The sequence below is a fragment of the Candidatus Chlorohelix allophototropha genome (genome assembly GCF_030389965.1).
GTDB lineage: Bacteria > Chloroflexota > Chloroflexia > Chloroheliales > Chloroheliaceae > Chlorohelix > Chlorohelix allophototropha.
This window is the reverse complement of the sequence record NZ_CP128399.1, coordinates 337,119-353,443: the sequence shown is the minus strand read 5'-3', so window position 1 is coordinate 353,443 and position 16,325 is coordinate 337,119. Positions and strand designations below refer to the sequence as shown.

Sequence of the window (16,325 nt, the reverse complement as noted above, 5' to 3'; positions counted from 1 at the left end):
TCGCAGCCAAAAACTAGGATAAAATTGTCTGCCTAAATTAAGAGAACTTTGGGGTAACGATCGAGTTCACCCCACTTTTAAGTAAGAAGCTAAAAAAACGATCCGCTCGCGCTATATCGGTGCATTGTGGCGGTAGGAGGAAATGCCGTGTTCGCGGTTGTTGAATCGGGAAGCAAACAGTACAAAGTCGAAGCCGGTCAAACTATCCAAGTTGACCGCCTGCTGGGCGATGAAAACGCGGAAGTCCAGTTAGAGAAAGTTCTGCTTATCTCTGCTGATGGGGGAGTAACCGTTGGAACGCCTATAATTACAGGAGCAGCGGTGCGCGCTACTATCGTGAGCCACGATAAAGGCGAAAAATTATACATCTTTAAGTATAAATCCAAGAAGCGTTATCGCCGTAAAACCGGTTTCCGCTCCTCCCTCACCACTCTGAAAATAGAAGAAATTGTGCCGGGCAATTAATTGTCTCGCCGTTATAAAGGAAGGATCTTTTAGATGGCTCATAAGAAGGGTGTGGGTAGCTCCCGGAACGGGCGCGACAGCAAACCTAAATATCTGGGCGTAAAGAAATTTGATGGCGAAGTGGTACTCAGTGGCAACATTATTGTTCGCCAACGTGGCACTCGCATTAAAGCCGGATTGAACACTGGGCTTGGTCGCGACCACACTATTTTCGCTACCGTGCAAGGACAAGTCAAGTTTGAGTGGGACAGCAAAGATCGCAAGCGCGTAAGCGTTTACCCGCTTGAAGTCGCTGCCCAGTAGTAAATAATCAATAGAGGAAAAGGGGTAGCACGTGAAAAAGGGCATACATCCCCGCTATGAGGAAACCACCATCACATGCATCACATGCAATACTCAGTGGCAAACTCGCAGCACCCGGCAGGGAATATTAAAAGTTGAGCTTTGCGCTCATTGCCATCCGTTTTATACAGGTGAGCAGCGTATCGTTGATACCGCTGGCCAGGTCGATCGCTTTATGAAACGTCTTAGCCAGCAACGGCAGGATGCCAAGGCGAAAAAATAAAGCCATTCTCTGACCCAATCGGTCATTGTGAAAACGAAGGGCTGCCGAATTTATAAACACGGCAGCCTTTTTTTTGTCTTAGCTACACAGGAGATTGCAACCATTGTACGGAGATAATCCAAATTTGCAGCGACGACATGTTCAGCGCGAAGAAAGCGGTGGTTGGATTGAGATTATTTGTGGCAGCATGTTCAGCGGCAAAACTGAAGAGTTAATTCGCCGCATCAAACGTGCCACCATCGCCCGCCAGTTAGTACAAGTCTTCAAACCAGCGTTGGACAATCGCTATTCTGAAGAACAAGTAGCTTCGCATGCCGGGTCTTTTTTCAATGCTATTCCGGTTAGCAATGTTGCCCAGATGCGCCAACTCCTCAACCTTGAAGCCGATGTAATCGGCGTAGATGAAGCTCAATTCTTCGACAGTGACATCGTAGCCTTTTGCCGCGAAGTAGCAAACGCCGGAAGGCGCGTTATAGTAGCCGGGCTAGATCTCGATTTCAGAGGTGAACCGTTCGGACCGATGCCCTATCTTATGGCAGAAGCAGAACAGGTTGATAAGTTGCACGCCATCTGCCTAGTATGCGGCGCACCCGCCAGCCGTACCCAACGCCTCATCAATGGACAGCCCGCCAGTTACAATGACCCGATTATTCTGGTGGGCGCGACCGAAAACTATGAGGCGCGTTGCCGTCGTCACCAAATAGTTCCGCGCTAAAGCCACGAAATGCCGGGCAGGAAACAAATTCACATAGCGCTCGATTGTCGTTATGCCCAACCCCATTTTCCGGGCATCGGTCGCTATGTCTATAACCTTGCAGCAGGCTTTGCAGGACTAACCGAACCCTCATTTCATTTCAGCCTCATTTGTAACGCCAGTAATACCTCCTACGACTTTGCCAAGTTAGTGGCTTCGTCTGAAAACCGTATCGAGATTATAGCTACCGAGATAAAACCATTTTCTCCAGCAGAACAATGGCAACTACCACTGCTGGCAAAGCGACACAACTTTAACCTCTGGCATGCACCTTATTATATCCGCCCCTATCTAATGCCATGTTCGGTTATTCTAACCGCTTATGACCTTATCGGAAAAATAGTTCCGGGAGTGTTACCCGGAAAAAAAGCGCAATTAGCCTTTGAAATCACCACGCACCTTGCCTTCCTTAGTTCGCAGCGAATAATCACCCTGTCGCACTCAGCCGCTGAAGATATAACCAGACTTTACAAGGTTAGCCCTGAAAAAATCAGGGTAGTTGCGCCCGGTATCGAGCCGAAATTTCAGCCACTGAACAAAGAGCTAATAAGGAGCTTACGGCAGGAAATGCAGTTGCCTGAGCAGTATGTACTGTTCACAGGTACTAACAAGCCCCACAAGAACCTGAATCGCCTCCTAGAAGCTTTTACGTTGTATTTGCAACGCTACCCAGAGTCTTCAATCCAACTTGTGCTAGCAGGACGGGAAGACCCACGTTACTCACCCGAAATCAGAGCTAAAGTTGGGGAATTAGGTCTAACAGGGCGAGTGCTTTTTATGGGAAACGTATCTGACACACAATTGGTCACGTTGTATAATTGCTCTATACTCTATATCCAGCCTTCCTTATACGAGGGTTTCGGATTACCGGTGCTTGAAGCGCAAGCTTGCGGTTTGCCGGTAATATGCTCGAATCGGGGTAGTCTCCCTGAGGCAGCCGGGAAACATGTGCCTTTATTTGACCCTTATGACCCGCTAGACATTGCGAATAAAATTGAACTGATGCTAAATGACACCGAGTTAATGTTGCAAATGCGTGAGCATGGACTGGCTCGAATTGCCGAATTTAGCTTAATAAAAGCAGCGGAAGCAACCCTCAAAATTTACAACGAAGTGTAATTTAGCCATTATGAAAATATTACACCTCTATAAAGATTACTATCCTGTAATCGGTGGAATCGAAAATCATGTGCGCCTGCTAGCAGAAGGGCAAGTAGCAAGCGGACATGAAGTTGAAGTGCTGGCTACAAATTCAAACTTTAAATCCCAACAGCAAGTGCTAGAAGGCGTTAAAGTCACTAAAATCGGACGTTGGGCGCATTTGGCTTCCACCCCCCTAACTCCCCTTTATCCCTTACATCTGTACCAACGCTTGCTCACTGCACCCCCTGATATAATTCATTTGCAAATGCCCTATCCACTAAGCGAAATTAGTTGGCTTAGCGCTTCAATTCTTAAGTCCAAAACCCGCTGTGTCATAACCTATCAAAGCGATGTGGTAAAACAAAAGAATATTTTGCGCCTTTACGCGCCGATAATGCGTCGGGTATTAAAGAGCGCGGATGTAATCATCACCACCAGCCCTAACTATTTACAGACATCAGCCTACCTAAAACCGTTTGAACCTAAATGCCGAGTTGTTCCATTGGGTATATACAACGAATCGTATCAGCATGCCGACCCTGCACATGTAGCACAGATAAAAGCGCGGTATCCTGCCCCATTAATATTGTTTGTAGGACGTTTGCGCTATTACAAAGGCTTAAATTATTTGTTACAAAGCATGCTAGAAGTACCTTCTCCGGCGCATCTACTCATCATTGGACAAGGAGGGGTAGAAGATGCGCTACACACGCAATACCGCGATTTAGGATTGAGTTCGCGGGTTACTTTCCTGTCGGATGTATCCGATGCCGACCTACCCGCTTACTACAATGCATGTGATATTTTTGTCTTGCCATCGGCTGAAAGAAGCGAGGCATTTGGGCTAGTGCTGATAGAGGCAATGGCAGCCGGTAAAGCGATAATCAGTACAGAACTTGGCACCGGTACGAGTTATGTAAATCAGAATGGAATTACCGGGCTAGTAGTGCCTCCCGCCGATGCAACCGCGCTGGCAAAAGCTTGTAACTATCTGCTAACTAATCCGATTCTTAGTCAAAAATTAGGGGCACAGGGTAGAGAAAGAGCGCGGGTAGAGTTTAGTGCAGAAATGATGCTAAAAAGAATTATGGCTATTTACGAAGATGTATTAAAATGATTCTGAAAATTTCGTAATCAATTTTGTTATGTTCTAATGATATACTTAACATATATTAATAGGGTAATATACTTTTGATCTTGAATAAGTGTAATAAAGTGCATGTTAAAGTGGATTATAAGGATTTAACTATAGAGGATATTGCTTCTAGCGATAACGGGCTTCATATGCTGGAATCCGGTTCTGAACCGACACCTGATATTACTAATTTGCAAGGAAATATTGAATCTAAAATAAATTCAAGTATTAACCCTTCTAGGTCTATTGATGTTACTCCTCTCAATAATAGCGAGTTGGTGCAACGACAAGCCCGAGAGCTTGAGCTACTCCACCAGATTCGTAGTGCCTTAATTTCCAACTTTGACTCGGAAAACGCCCTTCATTATATAGTCGATACAGTAGCTACTACATTTGGCTACTCAATGATTTGCCTCTATTTGCTTGAGAAAAATACCCTACAACTAGTAGCACAGCAAGGCTACCAAAATCTAAAACCTGAAATCAATATGGTTGAAGGTGTTTTTGGGCAGGTTCTCAAATCCGGTAACGCCACCTTAGTACCTGAAATAATCTCTGATTCAGATGACCGGGATGCAGATTCAGATAAACACTATCAAATCGTCGTGCCGCTTATTCGCACAGGTAACGAGATTGTAGGCGTTCTTTGTGTTGAATCAACAGGTGTACCTCTTGACGAGCATGATCTGCGCCTTTGCCAAGCCGCCGCCGATCATTTAACGTTAGCGATCGAACAAAATCGCCTTTATCTCAGCGAACTCAGACGAGCCGACCAACTTGCCGCACTAAATAAAATCGGGCGAGAACTGGTTTCCATGCTAGATGTGGCTGATATTTGTAACCATATAACTGGTGTAGTTCGCAAAAAGCTAGGCTATTACAGTGTGAACCTCGGTCTAGTAAAAGAAAATTCCTTATTTTTCACTATTGGAGTAGGTGAAAGTCAGTTACCGATAGAGCGTAATTTTGAAGTGCCCTTGAACGAAGATTGCCTGATCACTTACGCCTATAGACACGGAGAATTGGTACTGGTTCAAGATGTAACTCAGGATGAACGCTACAAGGAATCGGAGTTTACGCCTGATACCAGCGCGGAAATTGTTATCCCTCTACGAGAAGCCAGCAATATTTTGGGTATTCTGGAAGTACAAAGCGATCGAGTTTACGCCTTCGATGATGATGAGGTTATCTTACTGAAAACGCTGGCAGACCAAATCACTATTGCACTTTCAAACGCTATTCGATTTGAAGATATAAAACAGCAAAAAGAAGAACTCGCTGTAGCAAACAAAGCCCTCGAAGAAGCCAACCGCTTGAAAAATGAGTTGCTGGCGAATGTCAGCCATGAATTGCGCACGCCCCTGAATTCAATCATGGGCTACATTGATATGATCCAATCGCAATTCTATGGAGATGTCCCCGAAACTTTCAATGACCCGCTCGAACGAGTTGTACGTAATAGCCGCCGCTTACTCAGTATGATTAACGATATGCTTGACCTCGCAAAGCTGGAGGCAGGGCGCGAAACTTTAATGGTAGAACAATTTTGGCTGGAAGAAGTAGTACGCTTCAATTGTGAGCCTTTCATTGAGCAAGCGCGAGCTAAGGGGCTAGAATTCAAATGTATCATTGAAAAGGATTGCCCCAAAATTGTCGAAAATGACCAGAAAAGACTGGTGCAGATTTTGACTAACCTGCTTTCCAACGCCATTAAATTTACTCATAATGGTGGCGTTACAGTGAAAGTTGGACCCGCAATCGCAACGAGTGGTGGTCCCGGTTATAGTATCAAAATCATCGATACAGGCATTGGCATTTCAAGCGAAGATTATGAGAGTATCTTTGAGAGTTTCCGTCAGGTGGACGGTAGCACTACTCGCACTTTTGGCGGCGCTGGTATGGGTTTGACCATCTGTTTGAAACTGATACGAATGATGCTTGGATCGATTAGCATCGAAAGTGAATTGGGAAAAGGCAGCGTCTTTAATGTGATTTTGCCAAGCAGCGTTACTACCCCTACTACCTTACCCGCTTCCCGCGTTTTCAGCGATTAAAAAAGCCTCTTTTATAGCTTTGCTCACCTAGTTTGCTTGCCTGTACACTGCCTCAATTATGTACAAATGAACACTGTATTAGAATTTGCTAACCCTCATAAATAAGGTACAATATCCCACAAATTCCAAGACCAATAACCAAGTTTTTATATTCTAAGATTATACAAAGATTTGAGAGAATGAAAGGAGTAAACTACGATGAGTCTCAATATGGCGATGCTGCTAACTGAGAGCGTGCGAAACAATGCCACGCGAAATGCAATCCTGTTTGATGCCTTTAAAATGAGTTATGCCGAATTACATGGTGCTTCGAACAAGATTGCCAATATCCTCACCGGCATGGGATTAGAACAAGGACAAAAAGTAGCCCTGCTGCTGCCCAATATCCCACAATTTCTTGTCTGCTATTATGGGATACTCAAAGCCGGAGGCGTAGTTGTTCCTTTAAACGTCCTTTTCAAAACAAACGAAGTTGCCTATCACCTTGAAGATAGCGAATCCATCGCCTTATTCGTCTGGGAGAGCTTTTTGGGTGAAGCTTTACCCGGATTTCGTCAGGCTGAAACCTGCCATAAATTGATCGTAGTTAACGCACCGGGCAATACTGCTAAACCCGAAGGAAACGACATCTATAGTTTCAACGAACTGATGGCAAGCGCTTCTCCTTCTTTCGATATTGTACAGACCAACTCCGATGATACCGCAATTATTCTGTATACCAGCGGTACTACCGGGAAACCAAAAGGCGCGGAGTTATCTCACTTTAACATTTTTATGAATGTTCGTTCCATCACTCACGAACTGGGTATCACTTGGTCTAATGAAGATGTAGGGTTGGCAGCATTGCCGCTTTTCCACTCCTTTGGACAGACCTGTGTGATGAATTCAATAATTAGTGTGGGCGGTACCCTGAGTTTAATGCCGCGCTTCGATCCGGTGAAAGCCTTTGAGATTATCGAGCGCGACCGGGTCACAATCTTCTCAGGCGTACCTACAATGTATTTCTACCTACTCAATCATCCCGACCGCAAAAAACACGACCTCACCAGCCTCAGAATGTGTTCTAGCGGTGGTGCAGCAATCCCCGTTGAAATACTGAATTATTGGAAACGTGAGTTCAACTTTGACATACTTGAAGGTTATGGTTTATCCGAAACTTCTCCGGTAGCCTCCTTTAATGTAACGTTCAAGGAACCTAAAGCCGGGTCGGTAGGCATACCAATTTGGGGTGTAGAAATGGCAATCATGAATGAGAAGGGCGAAAAACTCCCTCCCGAAGAGATAGGCGAAATCGCCATTCGCGGACACAACGTAATGAAAGGGTACTATCGCAAACCGGAAGCAACCGCCGAATGTATTCGTGGCAATGGCTGGTTCTACACTGGAGATATCGGCAAAGTGGACAAAGATGGCTACTTCTTTATCGTTGACCGTGTGAAAGATATGATCATTCGAGGCGGCTTTAATGTGTACCCGCGTGAAATCGAGGAATTGCTATACTCGCACCCTGCGGTTGCAGAATGTGCGGTGGTCGGCGTGCCGGATGTAGTACATGGGGAAGAAATTAAAGCGGTAGTGGTGCTAAAAGATAATGCTTCAGCATCAGAGGATGAATTGCGGGAATATTGCAGAGAACGGATTGCCGCTTATAAGTACCCGCGCTATATCGAGGTTCGACGAGAGCAATTACCCAAGAACGCTACCGGGAAAATCCTGAAGCGCGAATTGCGGACACTGGACTAGGATTTTTCCAAAAACTCTAGGGCGGCGCGGGCGGCTTCCTGCTGAGCTTGTTGCTTGGTAGTACCGCTCCCTCGCCCTAAAACCTGATCCCCTAGTTTTACTTCAACCACAAAATTGGGATGGTGTTCTGGACCACTTGTTTCGATTAACTCGTAAACCGGAGCAATATGGTGGAGCCGCTGTATTTCTACTTGCAAGCGGGTTTTATAGTTCAGATGGCGATTTTCCTGCAAAATCACTTGCAATTCTGCACTTACCAGCGGCAACAACCACTCGGTAACCTGCTTAATTCCTTTATCAAGATACATTGCCCCCAAAATCGTTTCAAAGGTTGCTGAGAGAATAGCCGGTCTGCTTCGTCCCCCGGTATTAGCTTCACCCTTGCCAAGCAATAAAAACTCGCCAACCTCAAAAGTGGCAGCCCATTTCGCAAGAGTTTCGCGACGAACCAGCGCGCTGCGCAAATCTGTCAAACCCCCCTCCGATTGGTCAGGGAAAGTATGGTAAAGATACTCAGCAACTATTGCGCCTAATATTGCGTCACCCAAAAACTCTAGACGCTCATTAGACTCAAGCATACCGCCCTTCTCATTCAAGTAAGAGCGGTGTATTAAAGCTAACTGAAGAAGGGCTTTGTTGTTGAATTCCAACCCAAGCCGCTTCTCCAAATCTACCAAATCGTCTGAAATTATCACTGCTTGATAAGAATCACAATAAAGATAAGAGCAACCGCGATTACCAACATAGGCATAATTAACACTAATGCTGCAGCTGCATTATTATCGTGTACTATTTCGTAAACCAGACCTTTACCGTAAGCTTCGTCATTCTCATCATCTGCCAGCGCGCTATTCCACTTTGTAAACAAGCGGTTAGTAATATAAGTCCACGCCACGCAAATCAGGAAAAATAAGACCGCCCAAGGAGCCATACTGGCAACTATCAGTAGAATATCTTGCGCGTTTAGCAAGAAATAATTCTGGTTGCGGTCGGCGCTGCTGGAGTGTATAGCCTGATCGATTACACCGGCAACAAAACCAACGATAAGTACTACTACAATGAAAACAAGGCTATAAATCAGAGTGCGGGCTTGTTCTCGTTTTTCGGCTTCGTTGGTAATCATTTTGCGAGGCTGCCGTGCTTGATACATGCCCGGTGGTGGTGGAACAGTGGCAGTACGCGGAGGCGTTCCGGGTACCGGAGGTTGTTGTTGCGGTTGAGGGGGTTGTTGAGGCTGGCTCATAGCTCAAATCGCTCCTTTCCAATGACCGATCACATCATTTTTTTAGTGACATTAGGTTTCTATAGAATTAGTGTAATATCAAAATCGGCAAGTGTCAAAACTAATTTTTTAACCTTTATCGCTTCACCAAAGGAATCTTAAATAAGCCGGAAAGCTATCACTATATGGTGTTTTTGTGCAATAAGGCAAGCCTTTGTGCAATATGCCTAAATTAATTCCATTCTTATTCGGTTCTACTGTACCTTTACTTGTTTATATCAATTTCATACAATTACTTTTGTAATAAATAACCAAAGTCCTTTTCTTTTTTTAAAATCACGAGGTTCCTTTCTTTGCTGATACAAAATAAGGCTCGCCTTTTTAGAAGGCGAGCCTTTTATTTGCGCTTGTATCAGAATTGATACGCTTGAACTCATGTTGACTTGACGGGGTAATTTCAAGCTGCTACTATTGCGGCTTGAGGAATAACCCATGCCCTACCTGTTACCTATTGGTCCGTGGCATCCGGCGCTAGATGAACCTGTTTGTTATAAGCTGGAAATACACGGAACTAAAATAGAAAAGGTCGAAATTGAGCTTGGCTTTAACCATCGTGGGGTTGAGGGTTTATTGACTCACCTTTTGCCGCATCAATTGCCCGGCGTGGTTGCTCAAATTTGCGGAAAATGCTCTTATGCCAATACTTTGGCAGTAACATTAGCCCTTGAAAAGCTCGCCGATCTTAATCCCCCACTTCGCGCCAGCTATATCCGCACCGTAATGGCAGAACTCGAACGCGCCGCCAGCCATCTTGCCAATTCTGCACGTACCCTCCGAATGCTTGGAAAACGCCTGATTGCCAGCCGTCTTGAGGAAGAAGCCGAAGGAGTGCGCCAGTTAATGGCTGCTTCCGGCAACCGCATACATGATACCTTCACAATCCCCGGTGGAATCATGCGCACGTTACCATTACCGATGGAATTTCAAGCCGCGGTTGAGCGTTTACGTAAGAATGTGTATGAATCGGTTAGCCAATTGCTGGAAAACCACCAACTCGAACACCGCACCGAATATATCGGAATAATATCAGCAGAACTGGCTGATGAATACGGGTTGGTTGGTCCTGTCGCGCGTGCCAGTGATATTCCTGATGACATCCGCCGATCAGAACCTTACGCTGCATATGGCGAGCTTGATTTCCGAGTAGTAACTCAGAACAGTGGTAGTCTTTATGCGCGGCTGGTAGTACGCTTGCTAGAAGCTCTAGAAAGTCTTAACCTAGCAGGACAAGCACTTCTTAAAATGCCAGAAGGCAACCTGAAGGATGAACAGCTTCTACCCGCAGCTTTCCCCCCCGACAAAGAAGTGTATTCTCTGGTAGAATCACCGAGAGGCGCACTTTTTTGTTATGTTGCTTCGGATGAGAAAGGCTGTATAGCAAGGCTAAAGCTACGCCCCCCTACAATGTGTAACCTGCCTGCTTTACCCTTCTCGTTGCTCGGTCAGGACGTTGAGGATGCGGGAGCATTGCTTGTATCGCTGGATTATTGCATGGCATGTGGAGAAAGGTAACACTTGAATCCCTTTGACATTTTGTTACCTATAAGCATCATTTTACCGCTCATAGTAGGCGTTGCTTTCTTCTTCTTCGGCTGGCTTTTTGAAACAGAACAAGCCGCGCTTGCCTCGCTGGCGGTATTGGTTAGTATGGTTACACTGGCAGGGCAAATAGCGCTTGGTTTTGGAGTCGCTTCTGGCAATCCCTCCGCTACATTGTTTAGCTGGTCGCCCCTGCCGGAAGCAAAAGTACAATTTGCCTTTCGCGCCGATATACTCTCCTACTTCTTCACCCTTCCACTGGCGATTTTGGGCTTCTTGGTTATCATCTATCTAGTAGCTCGGCAACCTTCCGCCGAAGAAGGCGAAGCAATAACCGGCGGCAGACTATATGGTCTCCTATTTCTGGTAGAAGGTTCAGCCTTAGCTGCTTTCTATTCTTCTGACCTCATTTGGTTATACGGTTGGCTAGAAGCTTTAGGCTTATGGCTCTATTTGCTGGCAGGACCGGGTTTGCGTGGGGCAAGTTCCTCGCGTTCCAGTTTCTATGCCTATGTTGTCAGCGTTGCGGGTGGGTTTGTTATTCTTGCGCCTTTATTGGTGATAGTTTCACGCAACGGTGGCATCACCCAATATACTGCAATCTCACCGTCCTCCATCGAAACACTTTTCTTTGTACTGGTATGGGTCGGGGCGATGATTAAAACCGCGCAATTCCCCTTCCAAGCTTGGTCTGGTTCCCTTAAAAACTTGCCGGGAGGCGCATTTGCACTGCTAATGGCAGGTGGTATCTTACCGTTAGCGCTCTATTTACCGGCACGGTTGAATAGCATAGCCGGTGACAGATTAGACTTATTTAAAGCAGCCTCACCGTTATTATTACCCGTAGGAGCTATTTCTGTATTGGCTTGCGGTTGGATGGTAGCCAAAGAAGCTGACCTGATAGGCAAAGCAGCTTATGCGGCTTCCGCCCAGTTTGGTTTTGTGATAATTGCGCTAGGTCTAAAACAGTTCAACGCTGCGGCATGGCAATTTTTCGCCCTTAGCTTATCGGTTCCAATCCTGTTTTTATGCGGAGATTTGCTCCAAATTGAAAATACGCCTTTGTTGAAAAAAGGACGAGAAACTCCCAAACCGTTAGAACGTTCACCCCGCTACCGAGGCGCATTGATAGCGCTTTATTTGCTTGGAATGGCAGTAGCGGTGGGTTTACCGCTCACTCCTGCCTATATTTCGCGCTATACCACTCTGGAGAATCTAGCAACACAGGGCTATGGCTTTTACTTATTGGTAGCGTTGATTGGCTTGATGATACTGGCAATTGGGCTTTCAAATGGGCTGATAACCTTTCTGACCGTAGAAAGACAGACGGTGGATGGGCGCAATCTCGTAGCATGGATACCACCGGGAATGGCGAGCGTTTTCGGACTCTTCGCGATAATAAGCGGTTTTTCTCCATCTCTAGCTTCTGGTTGGGTAGAGCAACTCCCAACCAAGATGAGCGCAGAAACGACACCCACAGTAAACGCTAATTTTATTTCAACCGGATGGTTGGGGCTAATAGTAGTAATAGGCGCACTGGTATTATTTGGAATTTACCTCAAGTTTGGCAGTGTACATGCCTCCCCTGCCTATCAGGGAGGTTTACTTTTTGGGGCGGAAGAAGAAGAAGCGCAACGCCGACGCGAGAGCAAAAAAAAGAGCCTGAAAATTTACAAGGAAAGCATTCCTGCCGGGTTTGATGATGACTTTTTCAAAATCGGCACGGAAGCCATCAAACCTACCGCCCCGCGTGGTGAAATCCCACCTCGCCTGAGCATTAATGATTATTTTAGCTCTTTCCAGCAAACTGCCCGCTATATAATACGCATATTCGATACCGGCTTTTTGGGAGGTTGGTTTGGTGGAATCGGTCTTAAAATTCTAGGTTTTATTGTGTGGGTGCTGGAATGGATGACCGAGAAATTTTATGCGGCGCTGGCGGCTTTGGTGGTAATCCTTTTTATCTTCCTGCTAACAAGGTGATTTTGTGGATTTTCTGACACTTACCGCTGGTAATTATATTTTCTATATAGGGCTACTGGTAGCATCCTGTGTAGCGTTGGCAGTGTACAAAGACTGGGTAATTATAACCCCGGCGCTGGTCTTTCAATACTTTGTGGTGGCAGTAGTAGCTAACGATCAGAATGGAACTGCCCAGCGTGTAATGCTCGGTTCAATACCACTGGCAGTTTTTCTCAAAACTATGTCGGGGGTTATTGCGGCGTTAATAATTTTTCTAACCGGGTATGCAATTATAATCGAGCGACGCAGGCTGAAGCAGCAAGAGGCTGAGGAAGATGCAGCCGGAACCGGGGGTTTGCGCCGCTTTTTTCGCCGCCAGCAAAAAGAACAACTTAGCCGTTTTCGCTATATTGATTATATGCTGCCAATAGGTACAAGCATTATTGCAGCAGTAGCCACCTATGCATTTGCAACGTTGTTGCCTTTCTCCGGCAATTTTTTGGGCGATTTCGCCTTCTACTGGACATTCTCGATTGGTGTTACCATTATGGTAGTGGGCAGCGATATTCTCAAACTGGGAATTGGCTTGTTAACTGCCTTAAACGGTGCAGACCTACTCTACTCACTATTACGCAGTGGTGATAATCCTTTGGTGTTGGGCTTTAGCGCGGCAATCACCATTTTGCTGGCGCTTCTGATTTCATACCTTGCCATACTTTTCTATAATAAACTTAAAACGCTAAACCTGAGTGATGCTTTCACAGCCGGAAGAAAGGCGGTCAAATAAGTGCCTTTTACGGTTATCGTACTACCTTTTGCAGCTACACTGTTTCTAGTGCTGATTGAGGCATTATTTCCGGCTGAAAAATATCGCTGGAGCTATAAAGTAGCAGTGACTATAGCGGTAGCCGGATTAGTGGCAAGTACTGTAATGGTGTGGATTGAAAACCCGACAAACGCTGATAATGCTTTCTTCTTCACTCCTATAGCCCAACTATTTTTAACATTCCTCTTTATCCTAGCGAGCATCAGCCTGCTGGTAGCGTATCTTACCGATAACCTGAAAAGTGGACGTTATGCTCCGGTAACACTCACAGTTTGCGGCACAATTAATGCAGCGCTTTTTATTAATAACGTATTTGTAGTAACCCTTTGCTTTGTAGCCGCCGAGTTTTTTAGCATTATTTCAGTTGTGGATGTAGGTGCAGAAGACGAAGAACGCTTTGTACGGGTGGTTAAAAGCGCGGTACGTTACTTGATAGTCACGGTGCTATTTGGCTTGCTTTTGTTTGTGGCACAGGTTTTTTTGGAGCGAGTTCGCCTCGACCCACAACAAATCGGCTTGATTAAAGTAATCGTGGCGCTTGCAATTACCGGATTCGCTTTGCGTTTTGGTGTTTTCCCCTTTAACCTTTGGCTACCACAAGTAATTGAAGATGCTCCTGCCTTAGCAAGTTGGCTGGTGCTAGGACTTATAAACGGTGCGGCAGTTATATTTCTAGTAGATTTTTTACAACAAAATCCCACCCTTTTGCTAAATAATACTAGCCAGACTTTGCCTGTCATGGCGCTTGGCATGTCAGGAGCAGTTTTATCAGGGTTATTTGGTATGGCACAGAGCAGTTTTGGTAAAATGCTGGCTTATACCGGAAGCGGAAATTTGAGCCTCGTACTATTCGGATTGGCAACACCCCACACTACCGGGTTACGCGGAGCAGTTTTTGAAGCGGCGAATTTTGCTTTGGCACAATTGCTCATTTTCACATCGTTGGCAGTAATATACTATTGCAATTACGAACGGATGATGACGGGGCTTAGCGGGTTGGGAAGGCATATGCCGGTGGCAACTGTAGGATTGAGCTTCGGGATGCTGGCATTGGCGGGCGCACCCCTAATCAGTGGGTTTCCGGGCAAATATCTAATTCTGCAAAGTGCCGCGCAAGAGGGGATCGGTTGGGCATTACTTGGAGGTCTTGCCATCACTTTGTGGTTACTTGCCTATTTGCGATTTTTCCATAATCAGTTTATGGGACGAGGCATACCTGGACTAAAAACAAAAGCCGAGCCTATGGGTACAAGCGCAATAATCTTGTTGCTGATTGCTGTAATGATATTTTTTGGCATATGGTCGGCATTACCGTTGGATTGGTTGGGGAGTGCGCTGAAAGCATCATGAAAAAAAACAGGCTATCGGTTGCAGTTTTCCCACTCAATATTGGAGGCTCCAACGCTACGCAGTTGGAGTTTGAGTCTATTTTTGTGCCACCTTACAATGCCGGACATTTCGGTATCTATTTAACTTCCAGTCCCAAACAATGCGACCTACTTGTTATTACAGGAATAGGCACAGTGAAAGCAGCTGAACATGCCATGCGTTTAGTGGAAAGCCTCTCGCCGGATGTAAAATTGCTGGTGTTAGGTTCTGATACCATCAGCGGTGCGCCCTTTGCCAGTTGTTATGGAGTTGCTGGACCAATCCAGCTTTCAGAATCGGTTAAAGAAACCGATTTAAAGCTATCGGTAGGCAGGAAAATTGATGCTTATCTGGCAGGTTCTCCGCCTGACCCGCAAAGTATTCTGAATGCAATTCTGGAACTATATCAAGCGAAGTAAGGTTTAACCATCGCTGTAAGGGATATGTCTTTTAAGAGGTGGCAATATGTCTGAATCAAAATCGCTTTCAGAACCTAAATCGCAACAGCACCGCTTCAAAAGGGATTTTCCCGACCAGATACCGCCTCGCGAGAAACTGCAACAAAACGGTGCAGTGAGTTTATCCGATGACGAATTGCTGGCTATTCTGTTAAGGGTAGGGATATCCGGTGAAAGCGTGCTAGAATTAAGCCGACGCTTGTTGCATGAATACGGTGGGCTTACAGGTTTGAGTCGAGTCCCTTTTGATGAATTGTGCCAAGTGCGCGGGTTGGGTGAAGCTAAAGCCAGTCAGTTAAAAGCAGCGCTGGAAATGGGGCGACGCTTGTTGGTGGCAAACCCTGAAGCACGTTCAACAGTGCGTAGCCCTAACGATATAGTAGGTATGCTGATGCTGGAGATGAACCAGCTTGAACAAGAAGTGCTCAAAGTAGTATTACTGAATACCAAGAATCAGATTATCCGCATAATCGAGGTATATCGTGGTACACTAATGAGCAGTAATGTGCGTGTAGCGGAGCTTTTTCGCGAAGCTATAAGGCAAAACGCTACCTCGATTATTATGGCGCATAACCATCCAAGCGGCGATCCAACCCCTAGCGCGGATGATGTGCGGGTTACCGGAGATGTGCAGAAAGCCGGTAAGCTAATGGATATAGAATTGCTAGACCATCTTGTTATTGGTCACCAACGTTTTATAAGTATGCGGGAAAAAGGGCTAGGATTCAACGAATAACGTCCCGAATTGAATATTACAGCAACATGGTGTATGATACCCTCATAAACTCCCAACGAGGGGTATTAGGTTTGGTGTGCCTTTCTAAGAAATAAATCAAAGAGAAAATAATGCAAAATAATCTTTCAAAAGTAGAAACAAATTACAAAATTGATGCTACTCAACTCGAACGTCTGGTAGAATGGTTGCGCAAATCCAACAGACCACAAAGTTTGAAATCCCTGACTAGGCGGTATATCGAGCTTTTAAAGGAATCCGCTGGCGTAAAATAGCGCAGATTAAGGAGAGGTATTTT

17 protein-coding genes are annotated in these 16,325 nt (G+C 45.6%); 15 read left to right on the top strand and 2 right to left on the bottom strand.

Annotation, left to right across the window (positions count from 1 at the left end; genetic code table 11):
• Nucleotides 1-147 precede the first annotated feature (147 nt).
• The 8 genes from rplU to OZ401_RS01570 all read left to right on the top strand — a co-directional run bounded on the left by rplU (nt 148) and on the right by OZ401_RS01570 (nt 7,859).
• A complete protein-coding gene (rplU, locus tag OZ401_RS01605; protein ID WP_341468967.1) occupies nt 148-465 on the top strand; it encodes a 50S ribosomal protein L21 in 318 nt (105 codons plus the stop codon).
• A 33-nt stretch (nt 466-498) separates the two neighbouring features.
• Nucleotides 499-768: a 50S ribosomal protein L27 gene (gene rpmA / locus OZ401_RS01600; RefSeq protein WP_341468966.1), complete on the top strand. Its 270-nt coding sequence runs from the start codon at nt 499-501 to the stop codon at nt 766-768.
• 31 nt (nt 769-799) lie between these two features.
• Complete coding sequence (gene rpmE / locus OZ401_RS01595; RefSeq protein ID WP_341468965.1) at nt 800-1,030, top strand: 50S ribosomal protein L31; 231 nt, start codon at nt 800-802, stop codon at nt 1,028-1,030.
• A 103-nt stretch (nt 1,031-1,133) separates the two neighbouring features.
• A complete protein-coding gene (locus OZ401_RS01590; RefSeq protein WP_341468964.1) occupies nt 1,134-1,745 on the top strand; it encodes a thymidine kinase in 612 nt (203 codons plus the stop codon).
• 9 nt (nt 1,746-1,754) lie between these two features.
• The gene (locus OZ401_RS01585; protein WP_341468963.1) at nt 1,755-2,903 is read left to right on the top strand and encodes a glycosyltransferase family 4 protein; all 1,149 of its coding nucleotides are present in this window, start codon (nt 1,755-1,757) and stop codon (nt 2,901-2,903) included.
• 10 nt (nt 2,904-2,913) lie between these two features.
• Nucleotides 2,914-4,044, top strand: coding sequence for a glycosyltransferase (locus tag OZ401_RS01580; protein ID WP_341468962.1), 1,131 nt, complete (start codon nt 2,914-2,916; stop codon nt 4,042-4,044).
• A gap of 74 nt (nt 4,045-4,118) precedes the next feature.
• On the top strand, nt 4,119-6,116 hold the full coding sequence (locus OZ401_RS01575) for a GAF domain-containing sensor histidine kinase (protein ID WP_341468961.1): 1,998 nt from the start codon (nt 4,119-4,121) through the stop codon (nt 6,114-6,116).
• Between the two features lie 198 nt (nt 6,117-6,314).
• Nucleotides 6,315-7,859, top strand: a complete 1,545-nt coding sequence (locus OZ401_RS01570; RefSeq protein ID WP_341468960.1) for a long-chain-fatty-acid--CoA ligase — start codon at nt 6,315-6,317, stop codon at nt 7,857-7,859.
• On the opposite strand, the gene rnc is transcribed toward OZ401_RS01570, so the two are convergent.
• Entirely contained in the window at nt 7,856-8,554 is a 699-nt protein-coding gene (rnc, locus tag OZ401_RS01565) for a ribonuclease III (protein WP_341468959.1), read from the bottom strand. The two genes, OZ401_RS01570 and rnc, sit on opposite strands and share 4 nt — an antisense overlap.
• Nucleotides 8,551-9,102 carry a hypothetical protein gene (locus OZ401_RS01560; protein WP_341468958.1) on the bottom strand — a complete coding sequence of 184 codons (552 nt, stop codon included), beginning with the start codon at nt 9,100-9,102 and terminating at the stop codon, nt 8,551-8,553. The genes rnc and OZ401_RS01560 overlap by 4 nt, the downstream gene beginning before the upstream one ends.
• Nucleotides 9,103-9,573: 471 nt before the next feature.
• On the opposite strand from OZ401_RS01560, the gene OZ401_RS01555 reads away from it, so the two are divergent.
• The 7 genes from OZ401_RS01555 to OZ401_RS01525 all read left to right on the top strand — a co-directional run bounded on the left by OZ401_RS01555 (nt 9,574) and on the right by OZ401_RS01525 (nt 16,302).
• Nucleotides 9,574-10,653 (top strand): hydrogenase large subunit, encoded by a 1,080-nt coding sequence (locus OZ401_RS01555; RefSeq protein WP_341468957.1) that lies wholly within the window; start codon nt 9,574-9,576, stop codon nt 10,651-10,653.
• A gap of 3 nt (nt 10,654-10,656) precedes the next feature.
• Nucleotides 10,657-12,663, top strand: coding sequence for a proton-conducting transporter transmembrane domain-containing protein (locus tag OZ401_RS01550; protein WP_341468956.1), 2,007 nt, complete (start codon nt 10,657-10,659; stop codon nt 12,661-12,663).
• A gap of 4 nt (nt 12,664-12,667) precedes the next feature.
• Entirely contained in the window at nt 12,668-13,429 is a 762-nt protein-coding gene (locus OZ401_RS01545; protein ID WP_341468955.1) for a hypothetical protein, read from the top strand.
• The gene (locus tag OZ401_RS01540) at nt 13,430-14,818 is read left to right on the top strand and encodes a proton-conducting transporter transmembrane domain-containing protein (RefSeq protein WP_341468954.1); all 1,389 of its coding nucleotides are present in this window, start codon (nt 13,430-13,432) and stop codon (nt 14,816-14,818) included.
• Nucleotides 14,815-15,255, top strand: a complete 441-nt coding sequence (locus OZ401_RS01535) for an NADH-quinone oxidoreductase subunit B family protein (RefSeq protein WP_341468953.1) — start codon at nt 14,815-14,817, stop codon at nt 15,253-15,255. The genes OZ401_RS01540 and OZ401_RS01535 overlap by 4 nt, the downstream gene beginning before the upstream one ends.
• A gap of 46 nt (nt 15,256-15,301) precedes the next feature.
• Complete coding sequence (radC, locus tag OZ401_RS01530; protein WP_341468952.1) at nt 15,302-16,030, top strand: RadC family protein; 729 nt, start codon at nt 15,302-15,304, stop codon at nt 16,028-16,030.
• A 110-nt stretch (nt 16,031-16,140) separates the two neighbouring features.
• Nucleotides 16,141-16,302 carry a hypothetical protein gene (locus OZ401_RS01525; RefSeq protein WP_341468951.1) on the top strand — a complete coding sequence of 54 codons (162 nt, stop codon included), beginning with the start codon at nt 16,141-16,143 and terminating at the stop codon, nt 16,300-16,302.
• Nucleotides 16,303-16,325: the final 23 nt, after the last annotated feature.

Bases quoted from the DNA above. Each gene is read 5' to 3' on its own strand.
- rpmA (WP_341468966.1), top strand. From the start codon at position 499: ATGGCTCATAAGAAGGGTGTGGGTAGCTCCCGGAACGGGCGCGACAGC.
- OZ401_RS01585 (WP_341468963.1), top strand. From the start codon at position 1,755: ATGCCGGGCAGGAAACAAATTCACATAGCGCTCGATTGTCGTTATGCC.
- OZ401_RS01580 (WP_341468962.1), top strand. From the start codon at position 2,914: ATGAAAATATTACACCTCTATAAAGATTACTATCCTGTAATCGGTGGA.
- OZ401_RS01570 (WP_341468960.1), top strand. From the start codon at position 6,315: ATGAGTCTCAATATGGCGATGCTGCTAACTGAGAGCGTGCGAAACAAT.
- OZ401_RS01560 (WP_341468958.1), bottom strand. From the start codon at position 9,102: ATGAGCCAGCCTCAACAACCCCCTCAACCGCAACAACAACCTCCGGTA.
- OZ401_RS01555 (WP_341468957.1), top strand. From the start codon at position 9,574: ATGCCCTACCTGTTACCTATTGGTCCGTGGCATCCGGCGCTAGATGAA.
- OZ401_RS01535 (WP_341468953.1), top strand. From the start codon at position 14,815: ATGAAAAAAAACAGGCTATCGGTTGCAGTTTTCCCACTCAATATTGGA.
- radC (WP_341468952.1), top strand. From the start codon at position 15,302: ATGTCTGAATCAAAATCGCTTTCAGAACCTAAATCGCAACAGCACCGC.
- OZ401_RS01525 (WP_341468951.1), top strand. From the start codon at position 16,141: ATGCAAAATAATCTTTCAAAAGTAGAAACAAATTACAAAATTGATGCT.